Genomic DNA, 25,609 nt, shown 5'->3' with positions numbered 1-25,609 from the left:
GGAGGAGCCATGCCAGGCCCCACGTCGCGCCGTGACTTCGAGGCGCTCCAGAACGGTCAGTTCGTCGACGACGGCGGCCAGGCACACGACCTGGTCCCCGGCTCCGTCATCGCCTCCGTCCCGGCCGCGAGGGAGGCCGCCGAGAGGTACGGGCGGGAGGTGCGGTTCGACTTCCTCGACGACCGTGCCGTACTCGCGATGCTGTACCGCCGCAGTGAGGACACGGGGAAGGCGGGCGTGCTCGGCTGTCTCTTCGCCCTGCCGCTGTTCGTCTTCGGGGCGGGCGCTTGGCCGTTCTGGGACCTGGTCGCCGTCGAGAAGCCGCGCTCGTTCCAGATCGCGTTCCTGGTCGCGGACGCCGTGATCGTCGTCGGTCTGCTCGTCGCGCTCTACCTGCTGCGGCGGCGCAGCCTGCTGGACGTGACCAACCGCAACATGCGGTGCCGTGCGCGGCTCTACCGCAAGATCGCCGTGATCGCGCGCAACGGCGGGGCCGACGTCCCGTCGCTCTACCCGCACTACGGCATGTACATCACCTCGCGGAAGTTCTTCCCCGAGGCGCCCGAACACCCCGTCCCGGCCCTCCCGGAAGGCAACAGCCTCACGTGACCGCCCCCACCGAACTGCCGGACCGCCTCGAATTCGTCCCCACCGGGCCCGCGCCCGGCGCGAACACGGCCACGGTCCGCTCCGACACCATCCACGTCCGCTGGGTGATGCCGGAGATCTTCCACGACATCCCGCTGCACGAGGAGGACGAGGACGAGGTGGTGCGGCTCCTGGAGGAGCTGGCCGAGAAGGCACTGCCCGGGGCCGAGCCCGAGGACTGCCTCAAACTGGCGGTCGTCATCGCGCTCGGCATGGACGATCTCCTCGCCGACGGGGCCGAGTTCGCGGCCGTCTGCGTGGCGGCGATCGGCGAGGACCCGTGCAGCGCCACCGTCTTCGCCTCCCTCACCGACAGCCCCGAGACGCAGGACGGCGACACCATCGCGGCGATCGCCTCCGGCCTGCGCAGGCTGGGTGGCGCAGAGGTCACCGAGATCCAGCTCCCGTGCGGACCCGCCGTCTCCTGCATCGGCACCCGTGAGGACCGGATCAGCGGCCAACTGACGGAATCGGGAGCCGACTTGCCGGTCCCCACGTCGTACGTCCGCGTCTACCTGCCGCTGCCGAACATGAGCACCGTCGTGATGGAGATGAGCACGCCCACACCGGTCGGCTGGGACACGTTCTGCACGGTCTTCGGGAACGTGGTGAGCAGCATCCGCCTGTTCCACGCGGACGGCAGCCCGCTGATCATCGAGCCGGAGTGACCGGAGGGAAACGGGTGGGCGACCGCCGGGGAGTCACTGAGGTTCCGCCGGGGCTCCCGTGGCCAACCCCACACGCCGCGCCCGGCGTACCGCCTCACGCACCGCGATAGCGCCTGCAACGCGCAATGCACCACCAGGATTCCGCGCTTTTCCAGGTACATGGGCCATTGACCGTTGCACTCTTCGCCGAACGATACCGCGACAGTACGTCTGGATAAGGCGACTTGCACCGCTTTGGGCGGTGGCGCGGGCGTCAATCCCGCGGATACCGTCGGTCCGTTGCAGACCCTCTTTCCCCCTACCGGGAGTCGACCGTGAAACGCCACACCCTGCCCACCGCTGCCGCATTCGCCGCGGCCGCCGCTCTCTTCCTGACCGGTTGCGGCAGCGGATCCGACTCGGACGACAAGATCGCGGGGGCGGAGCAGGGGGAGTCCTCGGGCCAGGAGAGCCCGGAGGCGTCGCCCAGTTCGTCGGCCGAGGTGTCCGATTTCGGGCTGCCCGACGACCTCAAGGTCGAGATCTCTCCGGACAAGACGGGGAACAAGGGAAAGGACGCGGTCCTGGCCGCCCAGGCCGACGTACTGATGGCGCGTCAGCGGCTCTTCGTGGACCTGGACCCCGGGTCCAGGTACCTCGACGTCTATTTCTCCGGCGAGGCCCAGGCGTTCTACAAGGCGCAGATCGCAGCCGCCAAGAAGCGCGGAAAGACCATTTCCGGTACGTACCGCTATTACGACCGGAAGGTGACGCGGCACACCTCCGACATCGCGCTCGTCTCGTACTGCGAGGACCAGACCAAGGCCGTCCCCAAGGACGTCAAGACGAAGAAGGTCCGGCCCGCGCATCCCACGCCGGAGGACTACACGCGCTACGAGACGGTCCTCAAGAAGTCGCCGGGTGGCGTCTGGCAGTTGGACAGGCTCAGCGGCCGTTCCAACGCGTCGGAGTGCAAGTGATGCCGTCCCTGACGCGCGCTGCCGCTGTTTCCTGCGCCGCTGCCCTGCTGTGCGTCCTCTCGGCCCGGTCGGCGTTCGCCGGTGACGGTCTCGGCAAGCTCCCCGGCGGCAGTGCCGAGCAGGGCGGCGGGGCCGGCAACGGCGCGGTCTCCGCCCAGGTCCAGTACTCCACCAACTTCAAGGAGCCGAAGAGGGGCGGGTCGAGCTACATCGAGCCCACCGACGCCTCCTGGACGCCCCCGCTGTGCTGGACGCAGCCGAAGTTCAGCGCCGAGCAGTACAAGAAGGACAAGCAGAAGACCTCCCCCATCGACCCCGAGTCGGGGAAGCCCCTGCCCGGCTGGGACAAGGGGGTCGACTTCCACGAGGGCGACGAGGGTGCCTGGTGGTACCGCACGTACGCCGTCGACCAGTTGACCTCCGGGAAGGTGAAGCCGGGCGACCTCGACCACTGCGCCACCATCCCGGGCATCAAGTGGGTGGACAAGGAGGACCCGCGGCCCCCGGACGCCATCTCGCCGGAGGCCCTGGCCGGCCTCGCGTACGCCCAGACGAAGCTGCCCGCTCCCCCGGTCACGCTCCGCCCCGCCGCCGACCACCAGATCGTGAACCTGGCCACGCACGTGAAGTTCGACGCGCCACTCGAACCGGTGTGGGTCACCGCGCGGTTCAACCACCTCGGCGTCGACCTCGCCGCCACCACCGTCGCCCGCCCCGTCGCCCTCCGCGTCGACGCGGGTACCGGGTTCGCCGACCCCCAGACCTGCACGTACGACCTGACGAATGCCAAGTCCGGGTACCAGCTGGACACGTCGAAGGACCGCTGCAACATCACGTACCGGAAGTCGTCCGGTGACGGCGCCTACCAGCTCCAGGCGCGCGTCACCTGGAAGGTGACCTGGACGGACTCCGCGGACCCCGAAGGGCCCGCGCGGCAGCCCGCGCTCCCCGACGGCCTGTCCACGTTCGAACAGGACGTCGCCGTCAAGGAGATCCAGTCCATCAACCGGTGAGACACCGGACGACAGGTGAGACAACGGGACGACAGGTGAGACACCCGGGCCGGCCGGCACGCATCGCGCAGGCGTACCGCCGGCCGGCCCGGAGCCTCAGTCCACCCAGCCCAGCGACCCCGCCATCGCCTCGCAGAGCCGTTCCATCGGCCCCACCATCCCGGTGAGCGGCGCCGCGAAGGCCAGCATCAAGTAGCCCGTGCCGCCCGGCATATGGACGTGGAAGTCCAGACTCGCGGGCCCCAGGACACGTACGGCGGGGCCCGCGGGGAGGTCCACCACCGTGATCTCGCGCCGCGAAGGGCCCTCCTCCGGCTGCCTCAGTTCGAGCAGTTCCGCGTACGCCGAAGGGTCCGCGGGGGTCCTGCCCAGCGGCACCAGCGAGACCAGGAGCGAGGCGGGCATGCCGCCGTCGTCCGAGGTCGTCAGGAGGTAGAACTCCATGGCGCCGCGGGTGCGCCCCGTCTCCGCGGTGTTGCGCAGGGTCGACCAGACCTTGCGCGTGAGGTCCGCGGAGACGCCGCGCCCCGCCGCCTGCCGGTCCACGAAGGTCTTGAGCTGGCCGCGCCACCGGTCCTGGGTGAGATCGATGCGGAACCAGTCCCGGGGGACGAGCAGGCGGTAGTCCCTGGGGACCGCCGCCCGGGGCTGCGGCTCGGGCGGCGGTGCGTGCTGCGGCGCGGGCTGCGGTGCCTCGTCGGTGCTCGGCATGTCCGTCACCCCGGCATCACCACGGAAGCCCCCTCGTCGTCGAAGAAGCGCACGCTCTTGACGATGCCCGCGAACATCGCGGAGAAGGTGTCCCAGCCCTCGCTGGTCGGGGTGCCCATCTCCAGGACCACGGCCGTGCCGTTCTTCACCGGGATCCGCACCTGGATGAAGGACGTCGTGATGGGCTCCGCCCGCCCGGTCTGGGTGAGCGCGGCGTCCACCGTGGCCTGCCTGCTGCCGACGCACGTCACCGCGGGGCCGCACGGCAGCATGACCTCGGTGACCTCGCCGATGTCCAGGTGCCGCATGGCCGTGGCGATGAACCCGGCGGGGTTGCGCCCCGCCCGCTCGTCCAGATCCGTCATGCTGACGTTGACCGTGGCGGTGCAGCGCACCCCCTCCACTTCGGTCGTGACGAACCCGGCGTACTGGACGCCCGCCTCGATGAAGTCGTCGTAGTTCAGCGCGCACATGACAGCCCATTGCACGCGCACTTCCTCATCCGCGCCGGGCAGCGTGGTCTCGGCGAACGCGAGCAGCTGTCCCGCGAGGTCGTCCAGGTCCTCGGCCTCGAAGGGCAGCTCCAGGAAGCCCTCGGGCATCACCCAGCGGACCTCGATGCCGTCGCCCCCCGCGAGGCTGCGACTGCCCTCGTCCGCTGCGTCGGCCTCGTTCGCCTCTCCGGCCCCCGCCACCTCTCCGGTCTCTTTCGCGGCTTCCACTTCTTCCACTTCGGTACGGTCAGTGGCCATCCGAACCTTCATTCTCAGGCCGCCAGAGCCGCGTTGAACGGCTTCGGCGAGGGACGGGGCGAGGGGGAGGGAGTGGGGCCCGGCGCCGGCTTCTTCGGCGGCGCCTGGTATCCGGTCTTCTCGCCGTTCTCGCCGTGGAACATCCGGTTCAGGGCACTGGCGAGACCGCCGCCCTTGATGACCGCGGTGATCTTCTTGCCGTCGAGGAGCTCGTTGCGCGCCGTCCGGCCGAGGATCTTGTTGGCCGTCTTGACCGCGACACCGTTCAGGAAGTTGTGCCCGACGCCGTCCAGGGCGCGCAGGCCGCTGAAGCGGAGCGCCTTCAGCTTGGACAGTCCCTTGAGGCCCTTGACCAGCTTGAAGCCCTTCAGCGCGCCGAGGCCGGGCAGCACGCCGAGCAGGTCGGCGCCCAGCTTCATGAAGTCGAGCTTCCCGCCGCGCGCGATCATGTCGTACGCGTGACCGGCGAGCGCGGCCGCGCTGGTGATCACGGCCAGCGTCGCGAAGATCGGTACGAGGAACTGCAACGGCGGCACGAAGGCACAGATCACCGCGAGCACGGAGAGTACGGCGGATATGTTCGACAGCGCGTCCGCCCAGTCCGCGAGGAAGTTCATGAAACCGCCGGGGTCGCGCACATCGTCGTGGTGCACGACGTTCTTGATGTGTTTGGCGGCCTTGTCCCCCGCGTCGTCGTAGATCTCCCTGGCCTCCTTCACCAGTTTCCGGGACGCCCCGATCGCCAGCAGGGCCTCGGACTTCTTCTTGACCCAGCGGTCGTACTCGTCCTTGTCCTTCGCGGGAATGTTGTTCATGGGGTACTTGTCGGTGAACTTCTTGACCTCGCGCTCGGCGACGTCATGGTCACCCTTCGCCAAGTGATAGTCACTCAGGGCCTTGTCGGCCTTGCGCTGCGCCCTGCGCATCTCGCCAGCGAACTCGTCCGAGCTTCCCTCGCGCACCTGCTCGCCGACGGCCTTGGCCGCCTCGTCGTAGCGCTCGAACGACTTCTTGAGCTTGTCCGCTGTGCCGCCCGCCATTTCGTGGAAGCCCTTGCCGGCCTCGCTGTCCCAGCCCTCCACCGAGGCGAGGGCCTTGATGACCCGGGACTGCTCGTCGATCATGTCGGCCATCTTGCGCAATTTGCGCCCGAGTTCGGCCACTTCCTCCGGGTCGCCCGGCGTCGGATCGTCGTGCCACAGCGGTGGCCAGTCGCTGTCCGTCCTGCTCATTTCTTCCCCTTGCTCTGCGCCTTGGCTTCCCTGATCGCCTTGGCCAGCTCTTCATCGATCTTGTCGTACGTCTTCGCGGCGGTCGAAGTGAACTCGGCCAGCTTTTCGAGCTCCTTCATGAGCTTCTTCCTGGTTTTCTTCCAGGTGTCCCCGAATTCCGAAAAGGCATCCTTCAGACCGCCGTGTCCCACCGCGTCGCCGTACTCGTCGGCGGGATTCCCGTTGCGGTCGAACTCGTCGTGGATCTTTCCCAGATCCCGTGAGCATTTCTTGATGGCGGCCAGATCCGCCTTGATGTGGTCCCCCACGGGGACCACCCCCCTTCTGACTGCTTCCTGCTGTGCACGGGACAACAGCGGTCCCGTGAGCCGAATTCTTCCTGCCGCATGTCACCGGGCACCCGATACGCTCTCGATCGCAGCAAGTGTGTTCCGTGCCGATTCATTCAGTGCCGACGAGGAGAGTCTTGACGTGACTTCCAGGGGCGAACAGCGCATGATTTCCGATCGCCTCGGCGTCCGGGCCGAGGCGGCGGGATGGTGCGCGATCGACAAGATCCCGGACCCGCCGGGCGAGGTTCTTCAGGCGGCCGGTAACCCACGGCTGCGCCCGGGGACGATGCCCCCGCTGGGCATGCTCGGTACGGCGGTGGGAGTGCTCCTGATGCCGTTGGTCATGCTGTTGTCCCTACTGGACAGTGCCCGAGAGGCACTTGACCGGTTGTTCGAGAGCAAGAAGGACGAGAAGCGGCGCGCCCGCGATGACGAACGGCGGCGCAAGGCCCTCGTCGCCGAGCAGGGGCTCGACCGCGTCTTCGACGGCAACTGGAGTGCCGCGGCGGGGCAGTTCCTGCTCCGCTGGTACGGCCACTCCCCGCACCATCAGCGTTTCGTCGTCGCGACCGAGGACGGGATCGTCCTCGCGGCGCCGCCCAAGCGCGTGTCGGTGGGACGCGACAAGCGCATGGAGGTCGTCGCACGGCTGGCCGCCGGGGAAGCCGCTCTCACCGACCCGTTCCTCGGTGAGTTCAGGACCCAGTTGCTGCTGCTGACGTTCCACGACGGTTCGTGGTTGCGGCTCACGACCGAGGAGTTCCGCAGCGAGCTCCACATGTACGTGCTGCGGCAGCCGTCGTCCGGCAACTGACCCCGGGATCAGGCCGGTTGACGGCCCCGGGGATCACCCGGGGCCGGGTACGGCCGGGTCCGAGAGCTTCCGCCGCCCCGGGTCCGCGACCGGATCCGGGGCGCCGCCGCCGCGCCGCCCCGGATCCGTCCGCCTGCCGACGGGGAGTGGGACGACGGAGGCGTCCCCCGTCGCCCCACTCCCCGTCGGCGTACGTCCGCTGCTACTTCTTGGCGGCCTTGCCCAGCTCGTCGTCGATCTGCTCGAACTTGTCGGCGGCGTTGGTGAGGTAGTCACCCATGCCGTCCAGACCGTCGATGGTGTCCTTCGCGCCCTTGACGAACTCGTCGAAGCTCTCGTCGAACGCCTTCGAGGCGCTCTTGGTCACGAAGCCCGACTCGACCAGGTTCGCGATGTACTTCCGCAGACCGTCCAGCTTCTCCTTGAGCTTGTCCTTCTCCTTGACGACATGCTTGGCCGCATCCCGCATGTCCTGATATGTGACATCAAGGTCCTTGGACATTGACCCTCCTCATCAACTCGCCGCAGGGCCAACCCCCGTGGCTCCCGACAGAACGGACGATGTGATCGTCCGCTCCTGCGGCAGCAGCTTACGGGTGAGGCGGAGGGGAACACATCCCGGTTGAGTTGCAGCTCTGCTATAACCGGCGGGCCCCCGGGCGGGCGCGGCGCGCGAGCGCGCCGATAGCAACCGCAACCACGCAATTCACCCTCACCGCCCTGGTGACAGAAGGCGGTACGGGCGGGCACCCATTGCACTCTTCGCGTCACGACACCGTGACAGTTCGCCGGGATGCGGCGACTTGTCCCGCTACCTTCCCTGGCGGGCCCGCGGCCCCACGGTTAACGTCGGCGCACCGAAGGCGTCCCTCGCCCCGTCGGGTGCCGCCCACGCACCGCCGCCCCCTGCCCGTCGCAAGGAGACAACCGTGACCGATTCCGATCTCGGTGTGGACTACGACTACCTCTACACGGTCAAGAAGGACCTCGGCACGGTGCGCAGGGAGTTCAAGGAGTGCACCGGGCACCAGGAGGACATGCGGGACGAGTACGGCTCCTCCTATGTCCATGGCGCCATGGACGATTTCACCACCAACTGGGACGACCACCGCAAAGAGCTCATCGACAACATCGAGAAGGTCGGGAAGCTCGTGGAACAGGCCATCGAGAACTTCGAGAAGCTCGACAAGGAGCTGGCCGAAGCCACCAAGGGCAAGAAGAAGAACAAGTAAGGGAGTGCGCACGTGACTGGCCGTCCGGTCGACTGGTCCCCCCTCGCCGAAGCAGACCCGACGCCGGGCGACCCGGTCGCCGTACGCACGGAGGCGAAGCGGCTCTCGGACATCGCAGAGACCCTGTCCCGGCAGGTGAAGAAGCTCCGTCAGCTCGGCGACGACGACAACATCAAGGGCAAGTACGCCAAGAGCCTGAAGGAGGAGTCCGACGACCTCGCCGGGCGCTTCGACAAGACCAAGGGCCGGTACGAGAAGGTGTCGGGCCATCTGAACACCTGGGCCGACGAGTTGGAACACGCCCAGGACCTCGCCAAGAAGGCGCGCGACAAGGCGCAGGCCGACGAGAAGGACGAGGACGCGGTCAAGGAGGCGAAGAAGGACCTCATCAAGGCCACCTCGCACTACAACAGCCACGCCCTGACGACGCGCAGGAACATCCTCGACGCGATCGACGACGCCGTGGAGGACAGCACCTGGGACGACCTGGTCGGCTGGGCCAAGGAACACGCGGACGGCTTCAAGCTCTTCCTCGACATCCTCAGCTGGATCGGCACGGCCCTGGCCATCGTCGCGATCTTCGTACCCGGGCTCAATCTCCTCGTCATCGGCATCGGCATCGCGGTCGTCCTGGGCCGCATGCTGCTCGTCGCCGCGGGCAAGGCCACCTGGATGGACGTCGCCTTCGACGCCTTCGGGCTGCTCACCATGGGCATCGGCCGGGGCGCCATGGCCGGGCTCAAGGTCGCGAGCAAGTCGACGCGGGCCGCCTCCACCGTGCAGCGGGTCGCCAAGCTCAAGAACGGCCTCGCGGCCACCAAGTCCATGCGCAACCAGCTGGCCAACCGCCTCGCGGGCGCCACCGACGACACGGCCAAGGCCGGCATCCGCGCGGAGATGAACGCCCTGCGCAAGGGCATCGCGGGACGCGCGGGCAAGGTCGCCGACGAACTGCCGCCGCCCGGCAAGTGGTCCACGGCCGCGCACCTGGGCGACAGCGAGCTCGCGGCCCTGCGCAAGGGCATCACCAGCAACAAGAAGCTCTTCGGCGAGGGCATCTCGCACGGCACCAAGGCGGGCGGCAACGTGGCCTACGGCGCCGCCATGGGATCCGCGTACGCGGGCACGGCCGTCGACTGGGGCGACAAGCTGCTCGGCGACAATGACACCCTGAACGCCGCGAGCGACGGACTCGACCTGCCGCACAAGCCCAGCTGGGAGGCGTACAACGACTTCAAGGGCAGCCACGGCGTGACGCAGGCCCAGTCCGCCTGGTGAGCGGCCGTGGCGCGGGCCGCGGGCCGGGACACACAGAACCAGGAGCCGCCCGGATGACCGACGACAGCACGGCGGGAACCGGCGCGGCCGCCGTCCTCTCCCCCGCGGACAAGAAGGTGATCAGGAACGCGCGGATCGTCCTCGTGACGCCGCTCGCCTTCCTGATCGTCGCCCTCGTCGGCGGGGTGCTCATCGACTCCGGCGCGCTCCCCGACTCGCTCAGCGGCGCCTTCCGGGTGCCGGGGCAGGCGTTGCCGCTGCTGGCGGTCGCCGCGCTGTCCTTCGGCGTGCTCGTGCTGCGCCGCCGGGGCCGGTGGCGCGGCGAGTTCCTCCTCTACTTCGCGGGCGGCGGGCTCGCCCAGCTCGCGCCCCTCCTGCTGCTCATGCACCACCACCCCGTGGTCCTCATCGGCGCGCTGCTGCCCGGCGCGCTCACCCTCGCGTACGGAACGCTCGACCGAAGGAGCCGCCGCGATGCCGCCGGCTGACACCAGGAACGCTTTCGGCTACACCCTCGTGATCCCGCCCGGGTGGTCGAGAATCCCGCTGAAGGCGGGGACCCAGGACGCCGTCAAGAAGATCGTCGACGACGCCGCGGCGCGGCTCTCGCCCGACCTGCCCAGGGACAAGGTCGCCGACGCGCGCCTCGAGCTGTACCGAAGGCTGAACGCCTCGGTGAAGGAGGCGCGCCAGCGGGACGGCGTGGACCTCTACCTTCCGGTGGAGCCCATGCACGGCCTCCTCATCGCCGCCTCGATCATCGTCGCCAAGCCAGGGACGGCGCGGCGGGACGGGGTCACCGGGCAGGACGTGCTGGCCCAGCTGCTCGCCGGTTCCGCGGGCTCCGAGCCCGCGGAGGTGGACGGCTCGGCGGCGGTGCGCAAGGAGCGGACGCTGCCCGCCGACCCGGCGAAGGGCGCGGACGCGCCGTCGAGGCACGTCGACTACGTCGTGCGGGTACCGTCGGACGGCGCCGACTCCGGCTGGCTCGTCGTCAGCTTCAGCACTCTCGGCGACGGCGATCCCGAGGGCGATTTCACCGAGATCCTCGTCGAGCTCTTCGACGCCGTCATGACCACGTTCCGCTGGAGGACCGAGTGAACGTCACCTTCTCCCTCGACACGGACAGCGACGCCACCGTCTGGCCCGCGATGCCCCTCCTCGGGGAGGGCAGGGGCGCGGCGCGCGACCGCAAGAAGTGGGCCGTGCGCACCGCGGAGCTGCTGTGGGCCCTCGTCGACGACGAGCCCGACAAGAAGCAGGTCAAGAAGCAGACCAAGATGCTGGCCTTCGAGCTGGACGCCGTCGCGGAACAGCTCCCCAGGACCGTCCCGGCCCACCAGGTCTTCCTCTACGTCCCCGACCCGCGCCGCGAGTTCCTGACCTTCCTCGTGCACGCGGGCCCCAGCGAGGGCGACGTCGACGCGACCCTGGACGAACTCGTCCAGAAGAACGAGCCCGGCGCCGCCCAGGACCCCGAGGTCATCGACTTCGACACCGACCGCCTGGGCCGCGGCAAACGCTCCATCCGCTACTTCGTCGCCGCCAAGGCCGAGGCCATGTGCGTCTCGGTGAACTACGCCTGGCGCATCGAGTCCCTGGGCATCGACGTGATCGTCCGGACGGTCGGCGAGGACATCGGCTGGATCACGGCGAACATCGACGAGTTCGACGCGTTCGCCCGGAGCTTGTTCGTGAATCTGGAGACCTGAGGGGGCCGCGGCGCTACTCCCAGTGAAGCGTCCCTGCCACGGTGTCGAAGAGCTCCACCATCTGTGCCGCGAGGCCCTCCATGGGCGTGGAGAAGGTGAGGGTCAGCCACTGCTCGCTCGCGGGGACGGGCACGTGGTACGTCACGGTCGTCGTGGCCAGCGTGTTGCCCATCTGCCGCTCGGGGTCGGGCGCTTCGGTCTTCTCCGTCCGCACGGCGTCGCCCGCGGCGGCCAGCCTCCGGACCTCCGCGGGGCGTCCCACTTCCCCCAGCCGGCGCGCCAGGTCGTGCGGCGTACGGCAGCCGGGCCAGCCGTCAGGGAGCAGGCTCACCAGCAAGGACGACGCCAGCGGCAGCCCTTCGACCGTCAGCAGCGAGACGTACAGCTCGACACCGCCCTCCCGGTGCGCCGCCTTCGCCTGCTTCTGCAGGTCCCGCATCAGGTTTTCCTTGAGTACGGGCGCGTTGTCGATGCCCGCGAACTGCCGGTCGGCCAGTGCGAGGATGCCGCGGTCGCGTTCGTCGGGGTCCAGATGCAGCTGGAACCAGCCCGCGGGGACGAAGATCGTGTAGTCGCTGGGAGGGGTGTCCCCTTCGGCGCGGAGGGGCATGTCAGTTGCCGCCGGGCTCGGCGGGGGCGGGCAGGAGGCGCATGGTGGGCATGAGACGGTCCACGAGGTCCGTCAGTTCGTCCGTGCGCTCGAAGTTGAGCCACCTTGCCTCGGCCAGGAGGATCTCCTCATGTCCGGTGGGCCAGACCCAGTACCTGAGGCACTCGCTGAGCTTCTTCCCCCAGCCAAAGCGCCGCTTCTCCGCCAGGACCGCCTGCACGCGGACCGCAGGGCCGATCGGCAACTCGACATCGGTGATCTGTGGTGCGCCCTTCACGTCAGCGTAGGACCACCGCACCAACATCTGCCGATACTCCTCGGGCGAGGGCCGTGGGACACCCTCTTCCCCGTAGGCGAGAACCGAAAGGTCCGCCAAGAAGATGCCGCCCTCCGTGTATGCGACGGCCGTCAAGAGGGGACCGGACTCGAAGGCCGTCAGGGCATGTTCCTCCAGCTCTTGCTGAAGTGCCGCCTTGCTGACGCCGAGTCGCAGCGGATCGAACTGCGCCACAAGGTTCACGGCCATCTGTCGGGCTTCCACGCGAGTGCCCTCGTGGAGCGTAAGCCCGAGCCAGCCGTCGTCGAATTCGAGGTCGACGAGGAAGTCATCGTCCGGGCCCGGCGCACTCCCGGATGAAACAGAGTTCTCTTGCACCATCACGACACCTCATCGAGAAATAGACCACCGGCAGTGACGCCGCTTCCGGCCACACTCAGCTGAGTCGCCCTGCGCGACATCTTGTTGACCGCATACCCGTCACCCAGGCTCTTGCCCAAGTGCTTCGCTTCGTTGAGTGCTGAAGCCGCAGCCGGATCCGCCAAGGTCAGAGACTTTCCGATTCCCTTGACATAGCTGCCATTCCCTCGGCACTTCAGTACGTGTACTGCTTCACGGTAACCACCCTTGAAGCCGTCCCTCCAAGGGGCAGATGTGAAGATCTCGGTGACGGGCTCTCGAATGGAGCTCGAGATATCGCCTTCCTGAAGCCCCTTTACGACTCCCGCTTCACGGTTGAGTTTGTGGCGGTTGCGTTTGAGTTGCCGCGGGGTCGCCCTGCCCCCCTTGGCAAGCCGCATCCGCTCCACCATGCCCTGGGCATACCGCCCACTGACCTTGGACATCGCCTTGCCCGCGCCCATCATCAACAGTCCCACCGCAGCCGTCGCCAGCGCTGTCCAGGACTCGTCGCCCATCCCGACCTGGATCGCCGTACAGGCGATGTTGATGAGCGTGGAGGCCATGGAGACGGCGCCCAGAAGTCCTGCGAGCCCCTGGCCGATGACGGGAATCCAGCCGACGGCGAGGGCCGCGATTCCGGCCCACTTGGAGAGCTCTTCGGTAAAGTTGGCGGCCCACTCCACAAAGTCCGCGAAGCCGTCCCGAAATCCGTCCTTGAGCGCATCCCCGGAGATGACGTCATCAATGGCTTCACGCGCCCTCTTCGCGGCCGCGTCACGGATTCCCTGCGCCTTCAGCAGCTTGCCCCGGGCCGCCTCCAAGGACTTACCGGCGGCCTCCGCCTGATCCTCCAGTTTCTCCTTGCGCGCCTTGCCGGAATCGCCGGGCAGGCCGTCAAGTCCTTTCCGGGCGGCGCTCTTTTCGGCCTCGGCTTCCTGGGCCTCCCGCCGGGCGATCTCGGCGATTTGCTGGGCCCTGTGGAGTTCGGTGGCGTAACTGCCGGGCCGGGCCGATGCGTTCGACTCGTAGTCGGATCCGTGGTCCACGACCCGGTCGCCGATCGCGTCGGCCACCGTCTCGTAGCGCTTGTGCGCGGCCTCCAGGCGACCGCGGCACCGCTTGGCCTTCTCGCGGAACTCCTTGCCCGCGTCGCTGTCCCAGGAATCCAGTTCGGCGGCGGCCTTGAGGTGTCGTACCTGCCGGTCGAGCTCCTCGGCCGTCCTGCGGAGCCTGCGGCCCAGCTGTTCCAGGCGGTCGGGGTCGCCGGGGACGGGGTCGTGGTCGGCGAGCGGCTGCCAGTCCCGGGGCCGCGCGCCGGCCTTCACAGCTTCCTCTTCGCGAGCCTGTGCTTCCTGTCGGACTCGCGCAGCGCCCTGGCCAGTTCCCCGTCGACACTCTCGTACGTCTTCACCGCGGCCTTCGCGATCGCGGCCAGCCGCTCGATCTCGTCGCCGAGTTCCTCGCGACGGCTCTCCCAGTTCTGTACGAAGTCGCCGAACTGCCACGCCAGATCGTGCTCGCCGAAGTCGTCCTCGTACTTCCCCTTCAGCTTCCCCAGCCCGTCGAAGGCGTCCTTGATCCTGCCCAGACCGGCACCCATCTCCCGGATCGCGTCCAGATCGTCGATCCTCGTGCGCTCACCCACGGAGCGCCTCCCCTCCCACGCCGCGGCCCCAGCCATCGCGGAGAACAACGACGCTCGGGGAGGCGGGACACCGTTGTCCGGTTCCGCTTACGGGCGACCGAGCGCCCGGCGGGACCAAGTGCTCGCGCCGCGGCAAAGTTGGCCCTAGCGAACGCGTCGACTGCTTCAGTACCTTCGGATGGCTTGTCGAACTGTCGCCCCTTGGGAGTCATACGTGAACCGCAGCCACATCCGTCCCATCGCCGTCTCGCTCACGGCTGCCGCGGCCCTCTTGCTGACGGCGTGCGGAGGCGGGGACGGCGACGAGGGCTCCGGGAAGGACAAGATCGCCGGGGCCGAGAACGGGAACGCCGAGAAGAGCCCGTCGCCGAGCGACAAGGCCAGCAAGGGGGCCGACGTCGACCGGCCGGAGATGAAGTTCCCCTCCGATGTGGAACTCGTCTTCGACAAGGCGGCCGTGTCGGACCCGGACCAGACCGCCGCGCTGAACGACGCACAGAACTACGCGCGTGCCATCGAGCACGGGATCGTGAAGCAGGACGCTGACGACGCCGCGTACAAGTTCTACTCGGAGTACGGCAGCCCGGCGCAGACGTACGCGAAGGACCAGGTCAAGAAGCACATCGAGGCCGGCTACACCGTCACGGGCGAGCGCCGCTACACCAAGACGAAGGTGCAGACCGTCGACAAGAAGAAGACGATCGCCGTCACCTTCTGCACCAACGACAACAAGCTCTTCGGCAAGGAAGTCAAGAGCGGGAAGGTCCTCCGGACCGAGCCGAGCATCAAGGACTACTCGTTCTGGCAGATCTCGATGGCGGCTTCGAAGAACACCAAGGGACTTTGGCGCGCCGACCTGGTCAAGGTCGAGAGCGAAGCCCAGCAGTGCCAGGGGTGACCAAGAATTCCAGGACGGCCGCAGCGGCCAGGAGGGTCGCGGCAGTCCGATAGCGGACACATCGGGAATAACGGGGTAGGGGAATGCGCAAGCCACTCACAATGTCGGCCGTCTGCGGCTCACTGATCCTGCTGTCGGGGGCATCGGCGATGGCCGCGGACCCCATCTCGACGGACAGCCACGGCACGAAGGGGCCGGAGCGCACCGTGGGCGCCGTCGCCAAGGTCAGCTACAAGTCCTCGGGCAATTCCTCGAGCGGCGGCCCGGTCGCCTCCGTGGATCCGAACTGGACGCCTCCGCCCTGCTGGTACGCGCCGGAGTGGAAAGCGGGCGAGTTCCAGAAGTTCCGTGACCGGCTGTACTTCGGGGCCCGGCACGATCCCGACGCGCCGAGGGACGCCCTGAAGGAGATGTCGGACGAGAACAAGGGCTACGCCAAGGACAACTACAACGTCGACAAGGAGAAGGAGGGGATGTGGTGGGGCGCCCAGTTCAGCGCCGACGCCACCGTCGCCGAACAGGCGAAGTGCAACAAGGCGCCCTTCTGGGTCAAGAACGGCGAAACCCCGGACGTTCCGAACGTCATCAGCCCTGAGATCCTCGCGGGGCTCGCCTACAACCAGATCAAGGTCCCCGGCACCAAGGTCTCCCTCGCTCCCGACGGCCCTTCCAAGGTGAACCTCCCCACCTGGGCCTGGCTCGACAAGGGTGAGTTCAAGCCGGTGTCCGTCACCGCCTCCCTGGACGCCCCAGGACTCCACATCGAGGCCACCACGACCGCGAAGCCCGTCTCGCTGACCCTCAAACCCGGTACCGAGGACGCCAAGCTGCTGCCCGCGTCGGGCGCGTGCGCGATCAATGACGACGGGTCGATCGGCGAGCCGTACGTGAAGGGCGAGGCCGGTCGGACTCCGCCGTGCGGAGTCGTCTACCAGCGCTCATCGGGCAACGGTACGTACAACCTCCAGGCCACCGCGACCTGGGAGATCACCTGGACGGGAACCGGCGGCGCCAAGGGCACACTGCCCAACGGCGAGTACGGCAACGACCAGGCCGTGAAGGTCGAGGAGATCCAGTCGATCAACCGGTGAGGACTCTGGGAGCCTCCCGAGGGGCGGTGTGAGGGTCCGGCACAGGGCGGGCCCACCCGTTGCCCCCGAAAAGGACCGAGCGGATATCGTCTCAGCCATTGTTCAGTTACGGGGAGGACGATCGTGCGCCTGACTCTGACCGTCGTCGATCCGTTCGGCGGTGGCACCGCCGACGTGGTCCTCGACGCCGATCCCGAGTCCACCGTGCAGGACATAGCGGTGGAACTGGCCCGGCAGGTCGGGCACAGCGGGGCGCAGATCATTCCGATCGGGCAGCATCAGGCTCCGGCGGCCGGCGCCCCGATGGTCTACGTGGACGGGTACGCCGTCGATCCCTCGGCCACCGTCGTGACCTCGCCGCTGCGCGAGGGCGCCGTCGTGAGTCTGAACGATCCGGCCGGGTGTCTGCCCGGTGAGCCGTCGGGGCTCGTCGAGCTGCGGGTGGCGAGCGGGGCGGCCGCGGGGGCCGTGCACCGGCTCGGGATCGGGCGGTACGACATCGGCAGCGGGCCCGCCTCGTACATCCGTGTCGACGATCCGGAGATGCCCGCCCGCGCCCTCACGTTGTCAGTTGCAACCGATGGCACCTGCCAGGCCACCGTGCACGGGAGCGACGAGGACAAGAAGGGCGTGACCCTCGACGGGCGGCCCTTCGGCGAGGAGAAGGAGGAGGCCGAGCCGCTCACGGTCACCCCGCCCGAGGACGAGTCCAAGAAGGACAGGAAGGCCCGGGAGCAGCGCGAGAAGCAGGAGCGCAAGGAGTGGAAGGAGCGGAAGGAGGCTGCGGCCAAGGCGCGGGCCGCCGGGCCGCGCAACACCGTCGCCTGGCCCCTCGGCGCTCAGATCGCCCTCGGAAACACGCTGCTCGAACTCGTCAGGTACGTCCCCCCGAACGCCGCGCTCAAGTGGTCCGAGGACGGCGCGGGGCTCGACTACAACCGGCCGCCGCGGCTGCGTCCGCCCGAGCGGCAGACGACGTTCCGGCTGCCCACCCCGCCACGGGAGTTCGAGGCGCGGCCGCTGCCCTGGCTGATGGCGCTCTTCCCGCTGGTCGGTGCCGTCGTCGCCGCGATGATCTTCAATCGCTGGTACTACCTGATCATGGCGGGCCTCAGTCCGATCATGCTCTTCGGCAACTACTTCATGGACAAGAAGCACGGGCGCAAGTCCCATGCGAAGCAGGTCAAGGAGTACAAGGAGACCAAGGCGCGGATCGAGAAGGACGCGCAGGACGCGCTCGTCGCCGAGCGGCTCGACCGGCGCAACGCCGTGCCCGATCCGGCGACCGTGCTCGCGTTGAGTACCGGGCCCCGCACGCGGCTCTGGGAGCGGCGGCGCACCGACGCCGACCACCTGCTCCTGCGCTTCGGCACCGGGCAGCTGCCCTCCGAGGTCGTCCTCGACGACCCGGAGAAGGACGAGCACCGGCGCCAGGTGACGTGGCGGATCGAGGACGCGCCCGTCGCGCTGCCGCTGAAGGGGCTCGGTGTCATCGGCATCGCGGGCCCCGGCGACTCGGCGACCGCCCTGGGGCGCTGGGCCGTCGCGCAGACCGCGACGCTGCACAGCCCGATGGACGTCCAGTTCTACGTGCTGACCGAGAACACCTCGCAGGAGTCCTGGGACTGGGTGCGCTGGCTGCCGCACGCGCGGCCCTCGGGCGGCCAGGACATCAACGTACTGATCGGCACGGACGCCGAGACGGTCGGCTCCCGCATCGGTGAGCTCACCCAGATCCTGGACGCGCGCCTGAAGATCCTGGAGGAGAACAAGAGCCAGGGCGCCAACTTCAGCGACCCGGACATCGTCGTCGTCTGGGACGGTTCGCGGCGGCTCAGGTCGCTGCCCGGCGTCGTGCGACTGCTGCGCGAAGGTCCCGCCGTCCGCATGTACGCGCTCTGCCTGGACACCGAAGAACGGTTCCTGCCCGGCGAGTGCCAGGCGTTCGTCGTCGCCGAGCCCAAGCCCCGCGAGTACGAGAACGCGCCGGGCTCCGCCGCCCAGCCCATGCCCGCGCAGCCCCAGCAGGCGCCCGGCGGCTTCCCCTCCTTCCAGGCCTGGCACACCGCAGCGCCCGACACCCGGCAGACCAGCGCCCCGCGCGAGCTGCGGCTGCGCGTGGAGATGACCGGCGCCGAGCGCCTCAAGGACGTCCGCCCCGACTTCGTCACCCCGGCCTGGTGCCTGCGCCTGGCCCGGTCCGTGTCGCCGCTGCGCGACATCAGCGGCGAGACCGAGGACTCCGCCCTTCCGGGGTCGAGCCGGCTGCTCGACGTGCTCCAGCTGGAGCCGCCGACGTCCGGTGCGATCACGGCCCGCTGGCAGGCCGGCGGGCAGTCGACGATGGCCGTCATCGGTGAGTCCTACGACGGTCCCTTCGGCCTCGACATGCGCAAGGACGGGCCGCACGGCCTGATCGCCGGTACCACCGGTTCCGGTAAGTCCGAGCTGCTTCAGACCATCGTGGCCGCGCTCGCGGTGGCCAATACGCCCGAGAACATGACGTTCGTCCTCGTCGACTACAAGGGCGGCTCGGCGTTCAAGGACTGTGTGAAGCTGCCGCACACCGTCGGCATGGTCACCGACCTCGACGCGCACCTCGTGGAACGCGCCCTGGAATCCCTCGGCGCCGAGCTCAAGCGGCGCGAGCACATCCTCGCCGACGCCGACGCCAAGGACATCGAGGACTACCAGGACCTGGTGCGGCGCGACCCCTCGCACCCGCCGGTGCCCCGACTCCTCATCGTCATCGACGAGTTCGCCTCCATGGTCCGTGACCTGCCCGACTTCGTGACGGGTCTGGTCAACATCGCCCAGCGAGGCCGTTCGCTCGGCATCCACCTGCTGCTCGCCACCCAGCGGCCCTCCGGCGTCGTCTCCCCCGAGATCCGCGCCAACACCAACCTCCGCATCGCCCTGCGCGTCACCGACGGCGGCGAGTCCAGCGACGTCATCGACGCCCCCGACGCCGGGCACATCTCCAAGAACACCCCCGGCCGCGCCTACGTCAGGCTCGGCCACGCCTCCCTCGTGCCCTTCCAGTCGGGCCGCGTCGGTGGCCGCCGCCCCGGCGCCGCCGACCCGACGGTCCTCGCGCCCTGGGTCGACCCCCTGGACTGGACCGCGCTCGGCCGCCCCGCGGCGGCCAAGCCCAAGGCCGAGGCCCGCGAGGAGGAGGAGATCACCGACCTGAAGGTCCTGGTCGACACGATCATCGAGGCCAACCAGGTCATGGGCATCCCCGCCCAGCACAGCCCCTGGCTGCCCGCGCTCGGCGAGATGCTGCTGCTCGACGAGATCCCGGTGCCCGCGCCCCGCACGGCCCCCGGCGCGCTCGCGCCCGCCGCGTTCGGCGTCGAGGACCTGCCCGCCGACCAGGCGCGCCGCCCGGTCGTCGTGGACTTCGCGCACTTCGGCCACCTGATGATCGGCGGCGCCCCGCGCTCGGGCCGCTCCCAGGTGCTCCGTACGATCGCGGGCTCGCTGGCCCGCACCCACTCGTGCGCCGACGTCCACCTGTACGGCATCGACTGCGGCAACGGCGCGCTCAACGCCCTGACCCGCCTTCCGCACTGCGGCGCCGTCGTCAGCCGCAACCAGACCGAGCGCGTGGTGCGCCTCGTCAACCGCCTCAAGGGCGAACTCACGCGCCGCCAGGACCTGTTGGCCGACAAGGGCTACGCGGACATCGGCGAGCAGCGGGCCGACGTCGCCGCGGACCAGCGACTGCCGCACATCGTCATCCTGCTCGACCGCTGGGAGGGCTGGCTGCCCACGCTCGGCGAGATCGACCACGGCTCGCTGACCGACGAGGTCTCCACGATGATGCGCGAGGGCGCGAGCGTCGGCATCCACCTGGTGATGACGGGTGACCGCCAGCTCCTGGTGGGCCGCATCTCCTCGCTCACCGAGGACAAGTACGGGCTGCGCCTCGCGGACCGCTCCGACTTCTCCATGCTCGGCATCCCGGCCCGCAAGGTCCCCGAGGAGATCGCGCCGGGCCGCGCGTTCAAGAACGAGAGCGGCACGGAGACGCAGTTCGCGCTGCTCTCCGAGGACGTCACGGGCCAGGGCCAGGCCGCCGCGATCAGCGCGATCGGCGAGGCGGCGACCGCCCGCGACGCCGAAGTGCCGCGCGCCAGGCGCCCGTTCCGCGTCGACACGCTGCCGAGCCGCATCACCTTCGACGAGGCGTGGGAGCTGCGCGATCCGGAGGCCTCCCGCTCCAAGCTGTGGGCCCTGGTGGGCATCGGCGGCGACGAGGTCATGGGCCACGGCCCCGACCTCGCCGACGGCGTGCCCGCGTTCGTCATCGCCGGCCCGGCCAAGTCGGGCCGCTCCACGGTCCTGTTGAACATGGCCCGCTCCTTCCACGCCCAGGGCGTACGCATGGTGATCGCGGCCCCGCGCCAGTCGCCGCTGCGCCAACTGGAGGGCACCGAGGGCGTGTTGAAGGTGTACACCGAGGACGACATCGACGAGGACGAGTTCGAGGAGCTCATCGACGGGGCCGACGCGTCGCCGGAGAACCCGGTCGTCGTCCTGATCGACGACGCGGAGATCCTGGAGGACGCGGACGCCGCGAGCCAGTTCAAGCGGATCATCCAGCGCGGCGCCGACCAGGGCCTCGCCCTGGTCCTCGCCGGTGACGAGGAAGACGTATGCAGCGGCTTCTCGGGCTGGCAGGTGGACGCGAAGAAGGGCCGCCGGGGCATTCTCCTTTCCCCGCAGGACAGTTCGAGCGGCGACCTCATCGGCCTGCGCATCTCCCGCAGCATGGTCGGCGGCCCGGTCGCACCCGGCAAGGGCATGCTGCACCTGGGCACGGGCGAGGTCGCGACGCTGACGACGCCGTTGTAGGCGCGGCGCGATGGGGGGGGATCGACGAGGAGGGCCCGGGGGCTCGGCCCCCGGGCCGCCGGCCAGGTAGGGAGAGATCGCCCCGGCCTGGCCCGGCGGCGGCTACGGCTTCGCGATCACCATCGGGCTGCTGGTGCCGCCCGCCCTGGCTGCGATCATCGTCCCGCTGAAGCAGGCCAACTGGCAGGCGAAGCGCGTCCGTTCGCCGGGCTGGACAGCGGCATCCCTGCCCCGCGTGACACTGACCTGCCTGCTCCTGCTCCTGCTCCTCTGCTTCGGCGCGACCCGCCCCAAGCGCCACCGCCCGGCGGCCCGGACCGCTTCGGCATCGGACAGCCCTGCTGAGCGCGGCGCTCGGCGGCTGGCTCGCCCACCTGTACCTCAAGCGCCGCCGGGATCCGCTCGGCCCACCGGCGAAAGACGCGCCGTAGGATTCCCCGCCGCCGGATCGTCCGACGTGTACACGAGGGCCTTGCCGGACGGGCGCAGGTAGACCGTGTGGGGGGTCTGCGCGCACTGGCCGCCGTTGCCCTCCGCGCCCTTGCCCGTCGCCACGAGTTCCTTCTCCGACGCGGACTTCAGGGTGAGTACGTCGGTGCAGGTGTTGCCGATCGGGTCGTCCTGGACGACGGTGCCGACGCGGTCGCCCGGCTTCGCCTGGCGCAGGGTGACCGTGAACGTGCCGAGCGGAACGCTGCCGTCGTTCGCCTCCGCCTTGCCGCGCCACGTACCGACGTACGAAGAGGGCACCCGCTCGGCGCCGGACGAGGCGGTCGCCGCCGGGGGCCGCTCGCCGGTACTGCCCGCGTCGTGGCTGCCGCTCCCCGGCAGCATCCGGAAGACGAACACCGACCCCACCGTGACCGCGGCGAGCGCCCCGGCCACCGCGAGCACGACCGTACAACTGACCCTGCGCCCGCGCCCGTTCACGCCCTCCGGCGCGGAGGTGGCGGCCACGGAGACGGAGAGTTTCCCGGGCGTCCTCGCGTCCTGGGGCGCGGGCGAGGGCATGGGCGAGGGCATGGGCGTGGGCGTGGGCATGGACGTGGGCGGCGTCTCCGGCCTGCGCGGGACGGGGACCACCGCGTCCTCCGCGTACGAAGGGTCCGCGGGGCCGAACATGCCTGGCGCGGAGCCGGAGTTGGCGGATTTGGCGGAGTTGGCGGTGCTGACGGAGTTGGCCGAGTCGAAGGCCACCGGGCCCGAGCGCACCGACTCCGCGCCCGCCCCCGCCCCCGTGTCCATGTCGAGGATCCGCACCGCGCTGCGGCTCACCCGCTCCACCACGGGACCCGGCAGCCAGCCCGCGGCCACCAGCGGGGCCGCGCCCTCGGGGGCGAGCCACCCGGCGACCTGTGCGGGAGTGGGCCTGACGCCCGGCTCCTTGGCGAGGCAGGCGGCGGCGATCTCCCGTACGTCGCCGCTCAGCGAGCCCAGTTCGGGCTGCTCGTGCACGACCTTGTAGAGCAGCGCGGCCGACGAGTCGCCGGGGAAGGGCGACTCGCCCGTCGCCGCGTAGACCAGGACGGCACCCAGCGAGAAGACGTCCGCCGCGCCCGTGACGCCCTTGCCGAGGATCTGCTCGGGGGACATGTAGCCGGGCGAGCCGATGGAGACACCGGTGGAGGTGAGCGAGGCCGTGCCGTCCGTGGCGCGCGCGATGCCGAAGTCGATCAGGCGCGGGCCGTCGAGGGTGAGCAGCACGTTCGACGGCTTCACGTCGCGGTGGACGAGGCCGAGCCCGTGGACGTGCGTCAGCGCCTCGGCGAGTCCTGCGCCGAGGACGCGTACGGAGTGTTCGGGCAGCGCGGCGGTCTCCCGCACCGCCTCCGTGAGGGAGGGCCCGGCCGCGTACCCGGTGGCGACCCAGGGCACGGACGCGTCCGGGTCGGCGTCGAGGACCGGCGCCGTCCAGTCGCCGCCGACCCGCCGCGCCGCGTCGACCTCGCGGCGGAAGCGGGCCCGGAACTCCTCGTCGAGCGCGAAGTGCGGATGGACGACCTTGACCGCGACGGTGCGGCCGCCCGCGCTGCGGCCCAGATAGACGCGGCCCATCCCGCCCGAACCGAGCCGGCCGAGCAGCCGGTAGGGCCCGATCACGGTGGGTTCGTCGGCTTCGAGCGGTCGCATGACGTTGGCCTCCCCCAGGCACGCCGCCGGACACCTCGCGCGCCTTACCACTGCCGGTCAGCGTAGTGCGGGCGTCGGCAATGAAAGCGGAAAGGAGCGCGCGCACCGGGCCGCCGAGGGAACGCCGGGTCTCCCATTTCCCTCTACAGGGGAGTAAATGCCCACATTGGCGCCGATGCCCGCCCTGTGCCCGCGTCCCTCCCCGCGCCCGTCCCCGCCCCGAGGTCCCCATGAACCGACGCCGCCCCTCCCGCACCGCTCTCGCCGCGACCGCCGCCGCCCTGACCTCGGCGCTGCTGCTCTCGGCCTGCTCGTCCGGCCAGGGCGACCCGGTCACCTTCGACCAGCCGGCACCCGAGGGCGGCGCGCACCAGGCGAAGGGCCCCGCGGCCGACAAGACGCGGCTGCCCACCGGACCCCGGTCGCACTTCACGAACGAGAGCACCCTGGAGGACGGCACGAAGATCGCCGTGACGACACTCAAGGGAAAGAAGTCCGGGTTCACCGGGAAGGTATGGGTCTGGGCACCGAAGCAGTACTTCGACCCGAAGTACGCACACAGCGGCTTCCCCGTACTGATAGCCCTGCCCGGCGGCAACGGCTACCCGAACAATTACTGGATGGGCACCGACCTCAAGCTGGAGAGCTCCATCGCCAAGTGGTCGCAGGAAGGCAAGAGCCTTCCGTTCATCGTGGTGATGCCCGTGCTCAATCCGGACGCAAAGAACTATTACGACGGCAGCGATATTCCGGGCCAGCCGAAAATGGGCACGTGGATGACGGACGACGTCCCCGATTTCGTCAAGGCCAATTTCCGCACCTTCAAGTCGCGGGACGGCTGGGCCTTCATGGGTTCCTCCTCCGGCGGCTTCGTCGGCCTGAAGTCGGTCCTCCAGCGCCCGGAGAAGTTCCGGGCCGTCATCGCGAGCGGCCCGGACACCGTGCCCGACTCCCCCCTGTGGGCCGGGCACGAGAAGGAGCGGCAGGCCAACGACCCCGAGCGGCTGGCCCGGCGCCTCGTCGACCGCAAGGGCCCCGAGGTCGACATCGCCTTCCAGATCGGCACCAAGGAGTCGGGCCAGGCCAACCTGCGGTCCTTCATGAAGAAGTACGGGAAGGGGCCCGTCAAGACGCGCCTCAACGTGATCCAGGGCGGCGGCCACAACGCGCGCAGCTACGTGCCCGCCATGGCCGACGGCCCCATCCAGTGGATCAGCGAGCACATGCAGGCGCCGATCCCGAGCAGCTGAGCCCCGGGGTCAGGACCCCAGCAGCGCCACCCGTACGTCCGCAGGGAAGCCCGTCGTCGGCCCGACCCGGCGGGCGAACTCGGTCACGCCCTCCAGCTGCGCCCCGCCGAAGCGGAAGTCGAGCGTCGTGAAGTACCGCTCCAGGACGCCGGCGTCGAAGGACTCCCAGCGCGCGGCCTGCTCGGCGACCTTGCCGACCTCCTCCAGGGAGAGGTCGCGGGAGGACAGGAACGCCTTGTGCACCTCGCGCACCACCTCGGGCTCGCGCTCCGCGTACTCGCGCCGGGCCGCCCAGACGGCGAAGACGAACGGCAGCCCCGTCCACTCCTTCCACATCTCGCCCAGGTCGTAGACGTCCAGGCCGAGCTTGGGGGCGTCGATCAGGTTGGCGCGCAGCGCCGCGTCGCCGATGAGTACGGCGGCGTCCGCCTCGCGCATCATCAGGCCCAGGTCGGGCGGGCACGTGTAGTAGTCCGGCCGCACGCCGTGGCGCTCGGCGAGCAGGAGCTGCGCGAGGCGTACGGAGGTGCGGGAGGTCGAGCCGAGTGCGACCCGGGCGCCGTCCAGCTGGTCGAGCGGCACCTGCGAGACGATCACGCAGGACATCACCGGGCCGTCGCAGCCGACCGCGAGGTCGGGGAAGGCGACGAGGTCGTCGGCGTTCTTGAGGAACTCGACCAGCGTGACGGGGGCGATGTCGAGCTCGCCCCGCACCAGCTGCTCGCTGAGCTTCTCCGGGGTGTCCTTCGTCAGCTCGAAGTCGAGGAGCGTTCCGGTCCGCGCGAGGCCCCAGTACAGGGGCAGGCAGTTCAGGAACTGGATGTGGCCGACGCGCGGCCGAGGGGTGCGAGGGGGCCTTGGCAGCGGTTCGGCGCCTGCCCCCGCGAGGTCGTCCAGGGGAGAATTGTCCACATCGGCGAGGCTAGCCCCCGTGCGGTACGGTGCGGGCGCCGGGCCCCTCGTGCGTCCCGCCGGGTTCCCCGGGAGCCGTGTGCGGGCCCTCTCCGGGGGTGTCACACGGAGCCTTCCGGGGCCGCTGTGTCAACTCTGTCGGGAGCCACATCAAACCTCCGGGTGACGTGATCTTGCCCCCTA

25 protein-coding genes are annotated in these 25,609 nt (G+C 69.6%); 14 read left to right on the top strand and 11 right to left on the bottom strand.

Annotated features, from left to right (window positions below; genetic code table 11):
- The first annotated feature begins 9 nt into the window (after positions 1 to 9).
- From ACIO9J_RS37765 to ACIO9J_RS37750, 4 genes are all read left to right on the top strand, one after another.
- Positions 10 to 609: a hypothetical protein gene (locus ACIO9J_RS37765; RefSeq protein ID WP_402009545.1), complete on the top strand. Its 600-nt coding sequence runs from the start codon at positions 10 to 12 to the stop codon at positions 607 to 609.
- A complete protein-coding gene (locus ACIO9J_RS37760) occupies positions 606 to 1,316 on the top strand; it encodes a hypothetical protein (protein ID WP_402009544.1) in 711 nt (236 codons plus the stop codon). The genes ACIO9J_RS37765 and ACIO9J_RS37760 overlap by 4 nt, the downstream gene beginning before the upstream one ends.
- A gap of 314 nt (positions 1,317 to 1,630) precedes the next feature.
- Positions 1,631 to 2,275: a hypothetical protein gene (locus ACIO9J_RS37755; protein ID WP_402009542.1), complete on the top strand. Its 645-nt coding sequence runs from the start codon at positions 1,631 to 1,633 to the stop codon at positions 2,273 to 2,275.
- On the top strand, positions 2,275 to 3,288 hold the full coding sequence (locus ACIO9J_RS37750) for a hypothetical protein (RefSeq protein ID WP_402009540.1): 1,014 nt from the start codon (positions 2,275 to 2,277) through the stop codon (positions 3,286 to 3,288). Before ACIO9J_RS37755 ends, ACIO9J_RS37750 begins: the two co-directional genes overlap by 1 nt.
- Before the next feature lie 96 nt (positions 3,289 to 3,384).
- On the opposite strand, the gene ACIO9J_RS37745 is transcribed toward ACIO9J_RS37750, so the two are convergent.
- From ACIO9J_RS37745 to ACIO9J_RS37730, 4 genes are read right to left on the bottom strand one after another with little or no spacing between them, the layout of a single operon-like run.
- A complete protein-coding gene (locus tag ACIO9J_RS37745) occupies positions 3,385 to 3,999 on the bottom strand; it encodes a hypothetical protein (protein WP_402009538.1) in 615 nt (204 codons plus the stop codon).
- Between the two features lie 5 nt (positions 4,000 to 4,004).
- Positions 4,005 to 4,751, bottom strand: coding sequence for a hypothetical protein (locus ACIO9J_RS37740; RefSeq protein WP_402009537.1), 747 nt, complete (start codon positions 4,749 to 4,751; stop codon positions 4,005 to 4,007).
- 14 nt (positions 4,752 to 4,765) lie between these two features.
- Positions 4,766 to 5,983 (bottom strand): putative T7SS-secreted protein, encoded by a 1,218-nt coding sequence (locus ACIO9J_RS37735; RefSeq protein ID WP_402009535.1) that lies wholly within the window; start codon positions 5,981 to 5,983, stop codon positions 4,766 to 4,768.
- Positions 5,980 to 6,291, bottom strand: coding sequence for a WXG100 family type VII secretion target (locus ACIO9J_RS37730; RefSeq protein WP_402009534.1), 312 nt, complete (start codon positions 6,289 to 6,291; stop codon positions 5,980 to 5,982). Before ACIO9J_RS37730 ends, ACIO9J_RS37735 begins: the two co-directional genes overlap by 4 nt.
- 187 nt (positions 6,292 to 6,478) lie before the next feature.
- Here ACIO9J_RS37730 and ACIO9J_RS37725 point away from each other — a divergent pair, with 187 nt between their 5' ends.
- Complete coding sequence (locus ACIO9J_RS37725) at positions 6,479 to 7,129, top strand: hypothetical protein (protein WP_402009532.1); 651 nt, start codon at positions 6,479 to 6,481, stop codon at positions 7,127 to 7,129.
- 202 nt (positions 7,130 to 7,331) lie between these two features.
- Here ACIO9J_RS37725 and ACIO9J_RS37720 read toward each other — a convergent pair whose 3' ends face one another.
- A complete protein-coding gene (locus tag ACIO9J_RS37720; RefSeq protein WP_063806169.1) occupies positions 7,332 to 7,631 on the bottom strand; it encodes a WXG100 family type VII secretion target in 300 nt (99 codons plus the stop codon).
- 427 nt (positions 7,632 to 8,058) lie between these two features.
- On the opposite strand from ACIO9J_RS37720, the gene ACIO9J_RS37715 reads away from it, so the two are divergent.
- Genes ACIO9J_RS37715 through ACIO9J_RS37695 form a run of 5 tightly spaced genes read left to right on the top strand, consistent with a single transcriptional unit; the run spans position 8,059 to position 11,351 of the window.
- Positions 8,059 to 8,361 (top strand): hypothetical protein, encoded by a 303-nt coding sequence (locus ACIO9J_RS37715; protein WP_402009530.1) that lies wholly within the window; start codon positions 8,059 to 8,061, stop codon positions 8,359 to 8,361.
- A 12-nt stretch (positions 8,362 to 8,373) separates the two neighbouring features.
- A complete protein-coding gene (locus tag ACIO9J_RS37710) occupies positions 8,374 to 9,639 on the top strand; it encodes a putative T7SS-secreted protein (protein ID WP_402009529.1) in 1,266 nt (421 codons plus the stop codon).
- Between the two features lie 53 nt (positions 9,640 to 9,692).
- A complete protein-coding gene (locus ACIO9J_RS37705; protein WP_402009527.1) occupies positions 9,693 to 10,127 on the top strand; it encodes a hypothetical protein in 435 nt (144 codons plus the stop codon).
- Positions 10,114 to 10,740 (top strand): hypothetical protein, encoded by a 627-nt coding sequence (locus ACIO9J_RS37700; RefSeq protein WP_402009526.1) that lies wholly within the window; start codon positions 10,114 to 10,116, stop codon positions 10,738 to 10,740. The genes ACIO9J_RS37705 and ACIO9J_RS37700 overlap by 14 nt, the downstream gene beginning before the upstream one ends.
- Positions 10,737 to 11,351 carry a hypothetical protein gene (locus ACIO9J_RS37695; RefSeq protein ID WP_402009524.1) on the top strand — a complete coding sequence of 205 codons (615 nt, stop codon included), beginning with the start codon at positions 10,737 to 10,739 and terminating at the stop codon, positions 11,349 to 11,351. Before ACIO9J_RS37700 ends, ACIO9J_RS37695 begins: the two co-directional genes overlap by 4 nt.
- 13 nt (positions 11,352 to 11,364) lie before the next feature.
- On the opposite strand, the gene ACIO9J_RS37690 is transcribed toward ACIO9J_RS37695, so the two are convergent.
- From ACIO9J_RS37690 to ACIO9J_RS37675, 4 genes are read right to left on the bottom strand one after another with little or no spacing between them, the layout of a single operon-like run.
- Entirely contained in the window at positions 11,365 to 11,961 is a 597-nt protein-coding gene (locus tag ACIO9J_RS37690) for a hypothetical protein (protein WP_402009523.1), read from the bottom strand.
- A gap of 1 nt (position 11,962) precedes the next feature.
- Positions 11,963 to 12,619 carry a hypothetical protein gene (locus ACIO9J_RS37685; RefSeq protein ID WP_402009521.1) on the bottom strand — a complete coding sequence of 219 codons (657 nt, stop codon included), beginning with the start codon at positions 12,617 to 12,619 and terminating at the stop codon, positions 11,963 to 11,965.
- A complete protein-coding gene (locus tag ACIO9J_RS37680; protein ID WP_402009519.1) occupies positions 12,619 to 13,965 on the bottom strand; it encodes a hypothetical protein in 1,347 nt (448 codons plus the stop codon). Before ACIO9J_RS37680 ends, ACIO9J_RS37685 begins: the two co-directional genes overlap by 1 nt.
- On the bottom strand, positions 13,962 to 14,285 hold the full coding sequence (locus ACIO9J_RS37675; protein ID WP_402009517.1) for a hypothetical protein: 324 nt from the start codon (positions 14,283 to 14,285) through the stop codon (positions 13,962 to 13,964). Before ACIO9J_RS37675 ends, ACIO9J_RS37680 begins: the two co-directional genes overlap by 4 nt.
- A gap of 214 nt (positions 14,286 to 14,499) precedes the next feature.
- Here ACIO9J_RS37675 and ACIO9J_RS37670 point away from each other — a divergent pair, with 214 nt between their 5' ends.
- From ACIO9J_RS37670 to ACIO9J_RS37660, 3 genes are all read left to right on the top strand, one after another.
- Entirely contained in the window at positions 14,500 to 15,183 is a 684-nt protein-coding gene (locus tag ACIO9J_RS37670; protein WP_402009516.1) for a hypothetical protein, read from the top strand.
- Between the two features lie 83 nt (positions 15,184 to 15,266).
- Positions 15,267 to 16,274 carry a hypothetical protein gene (locus ACIO9J_RS37665; protein ID WP_402009515.1) on the top strand — a complete coding sequence of 336 codons (1,008 nt, stop codon included), beginning with the start codon at positions 15,267 to 15,269 and terminating at the stop codon, positions 16,272 to 16,274.
- 123 nt (positions 16,275 to 16,397) lie between these two features.
- A complete protein-coding gene (locus ACIO9J_RS37660) occupies positions 16,398 to 21,134 on the top strand; it encodes an FtsK/SpoIIIE domain-containing protein (protein ID WP_402009513.1) in 4,737 nt (1,578 codons plus the stop codon).
- 381 nt (positions 21,135 to 21,515) lie between these two features.
- On the opposite strand, the gene ACIO9J_RS37655 is transcribed toward ACIO9J_RS37660, so the two are convergent.
- On the bottom strand, positions 21,516 to 23,264 hold the full coding sequence (locus ACIO9J_RS37655) for a serine/threonine-protein kinase (protein ID WP_402009511.1): 1,749 nt from the start codon (positions 23,262 to 23,264) through the stop codon (positions 21,516 to 21,518).
- Positions 23,265 to 23,494: 230 nt separating this feature from the next.
- Between ACIO9J_RS37655 and ACIO9J_RS37650 the strand changes: the two genes are divergently transcribed.
- Positions 23,495 to 24,514, top strand: a complete 1,020-nt coding sequence (locus ACIO9J_RS37650) for an alpha/beta hydrolase (RefSeq protein WP_402009509.1) — start codon at positions 23,495 to 23,497, stop codon at positions 24,512 to 24,514.
- A gap of 9 nt (positions 24,515 to 24,523) precedes the next feature.
- On the opposite strand, the gene ACIO9J_RS37645 is transcribed toward ACIO9J_RS37650, so the two are convergent.
- Entirely contained in the window at positions 24,524 to 25,378 is an 855-nt protein-coding gene (locus ACIO9J_RS37645; protein ID WP_402009768.1) for a menaquinone biosynthetic enzyme MqnA/MqnD family protein, read from the bottom strand.
- Positions 25,379 to 25,609 lie beyond the last annotated feature (231 nt).

The sequence above is a fragment of the Streptomyces sp. NPDC087300 genome (assembly GCF_044744425.1).
Taxonomy (GTDB): Bacteria; Actinomycetota; Actinomycetes; order Streptomycetales; family Streptomycetaceae; genus Streptomyces.
Note: the sequence above shows the minus strand (reverse complement) of the source record. Positions and strands in the feature narration are given on the sequence as shown.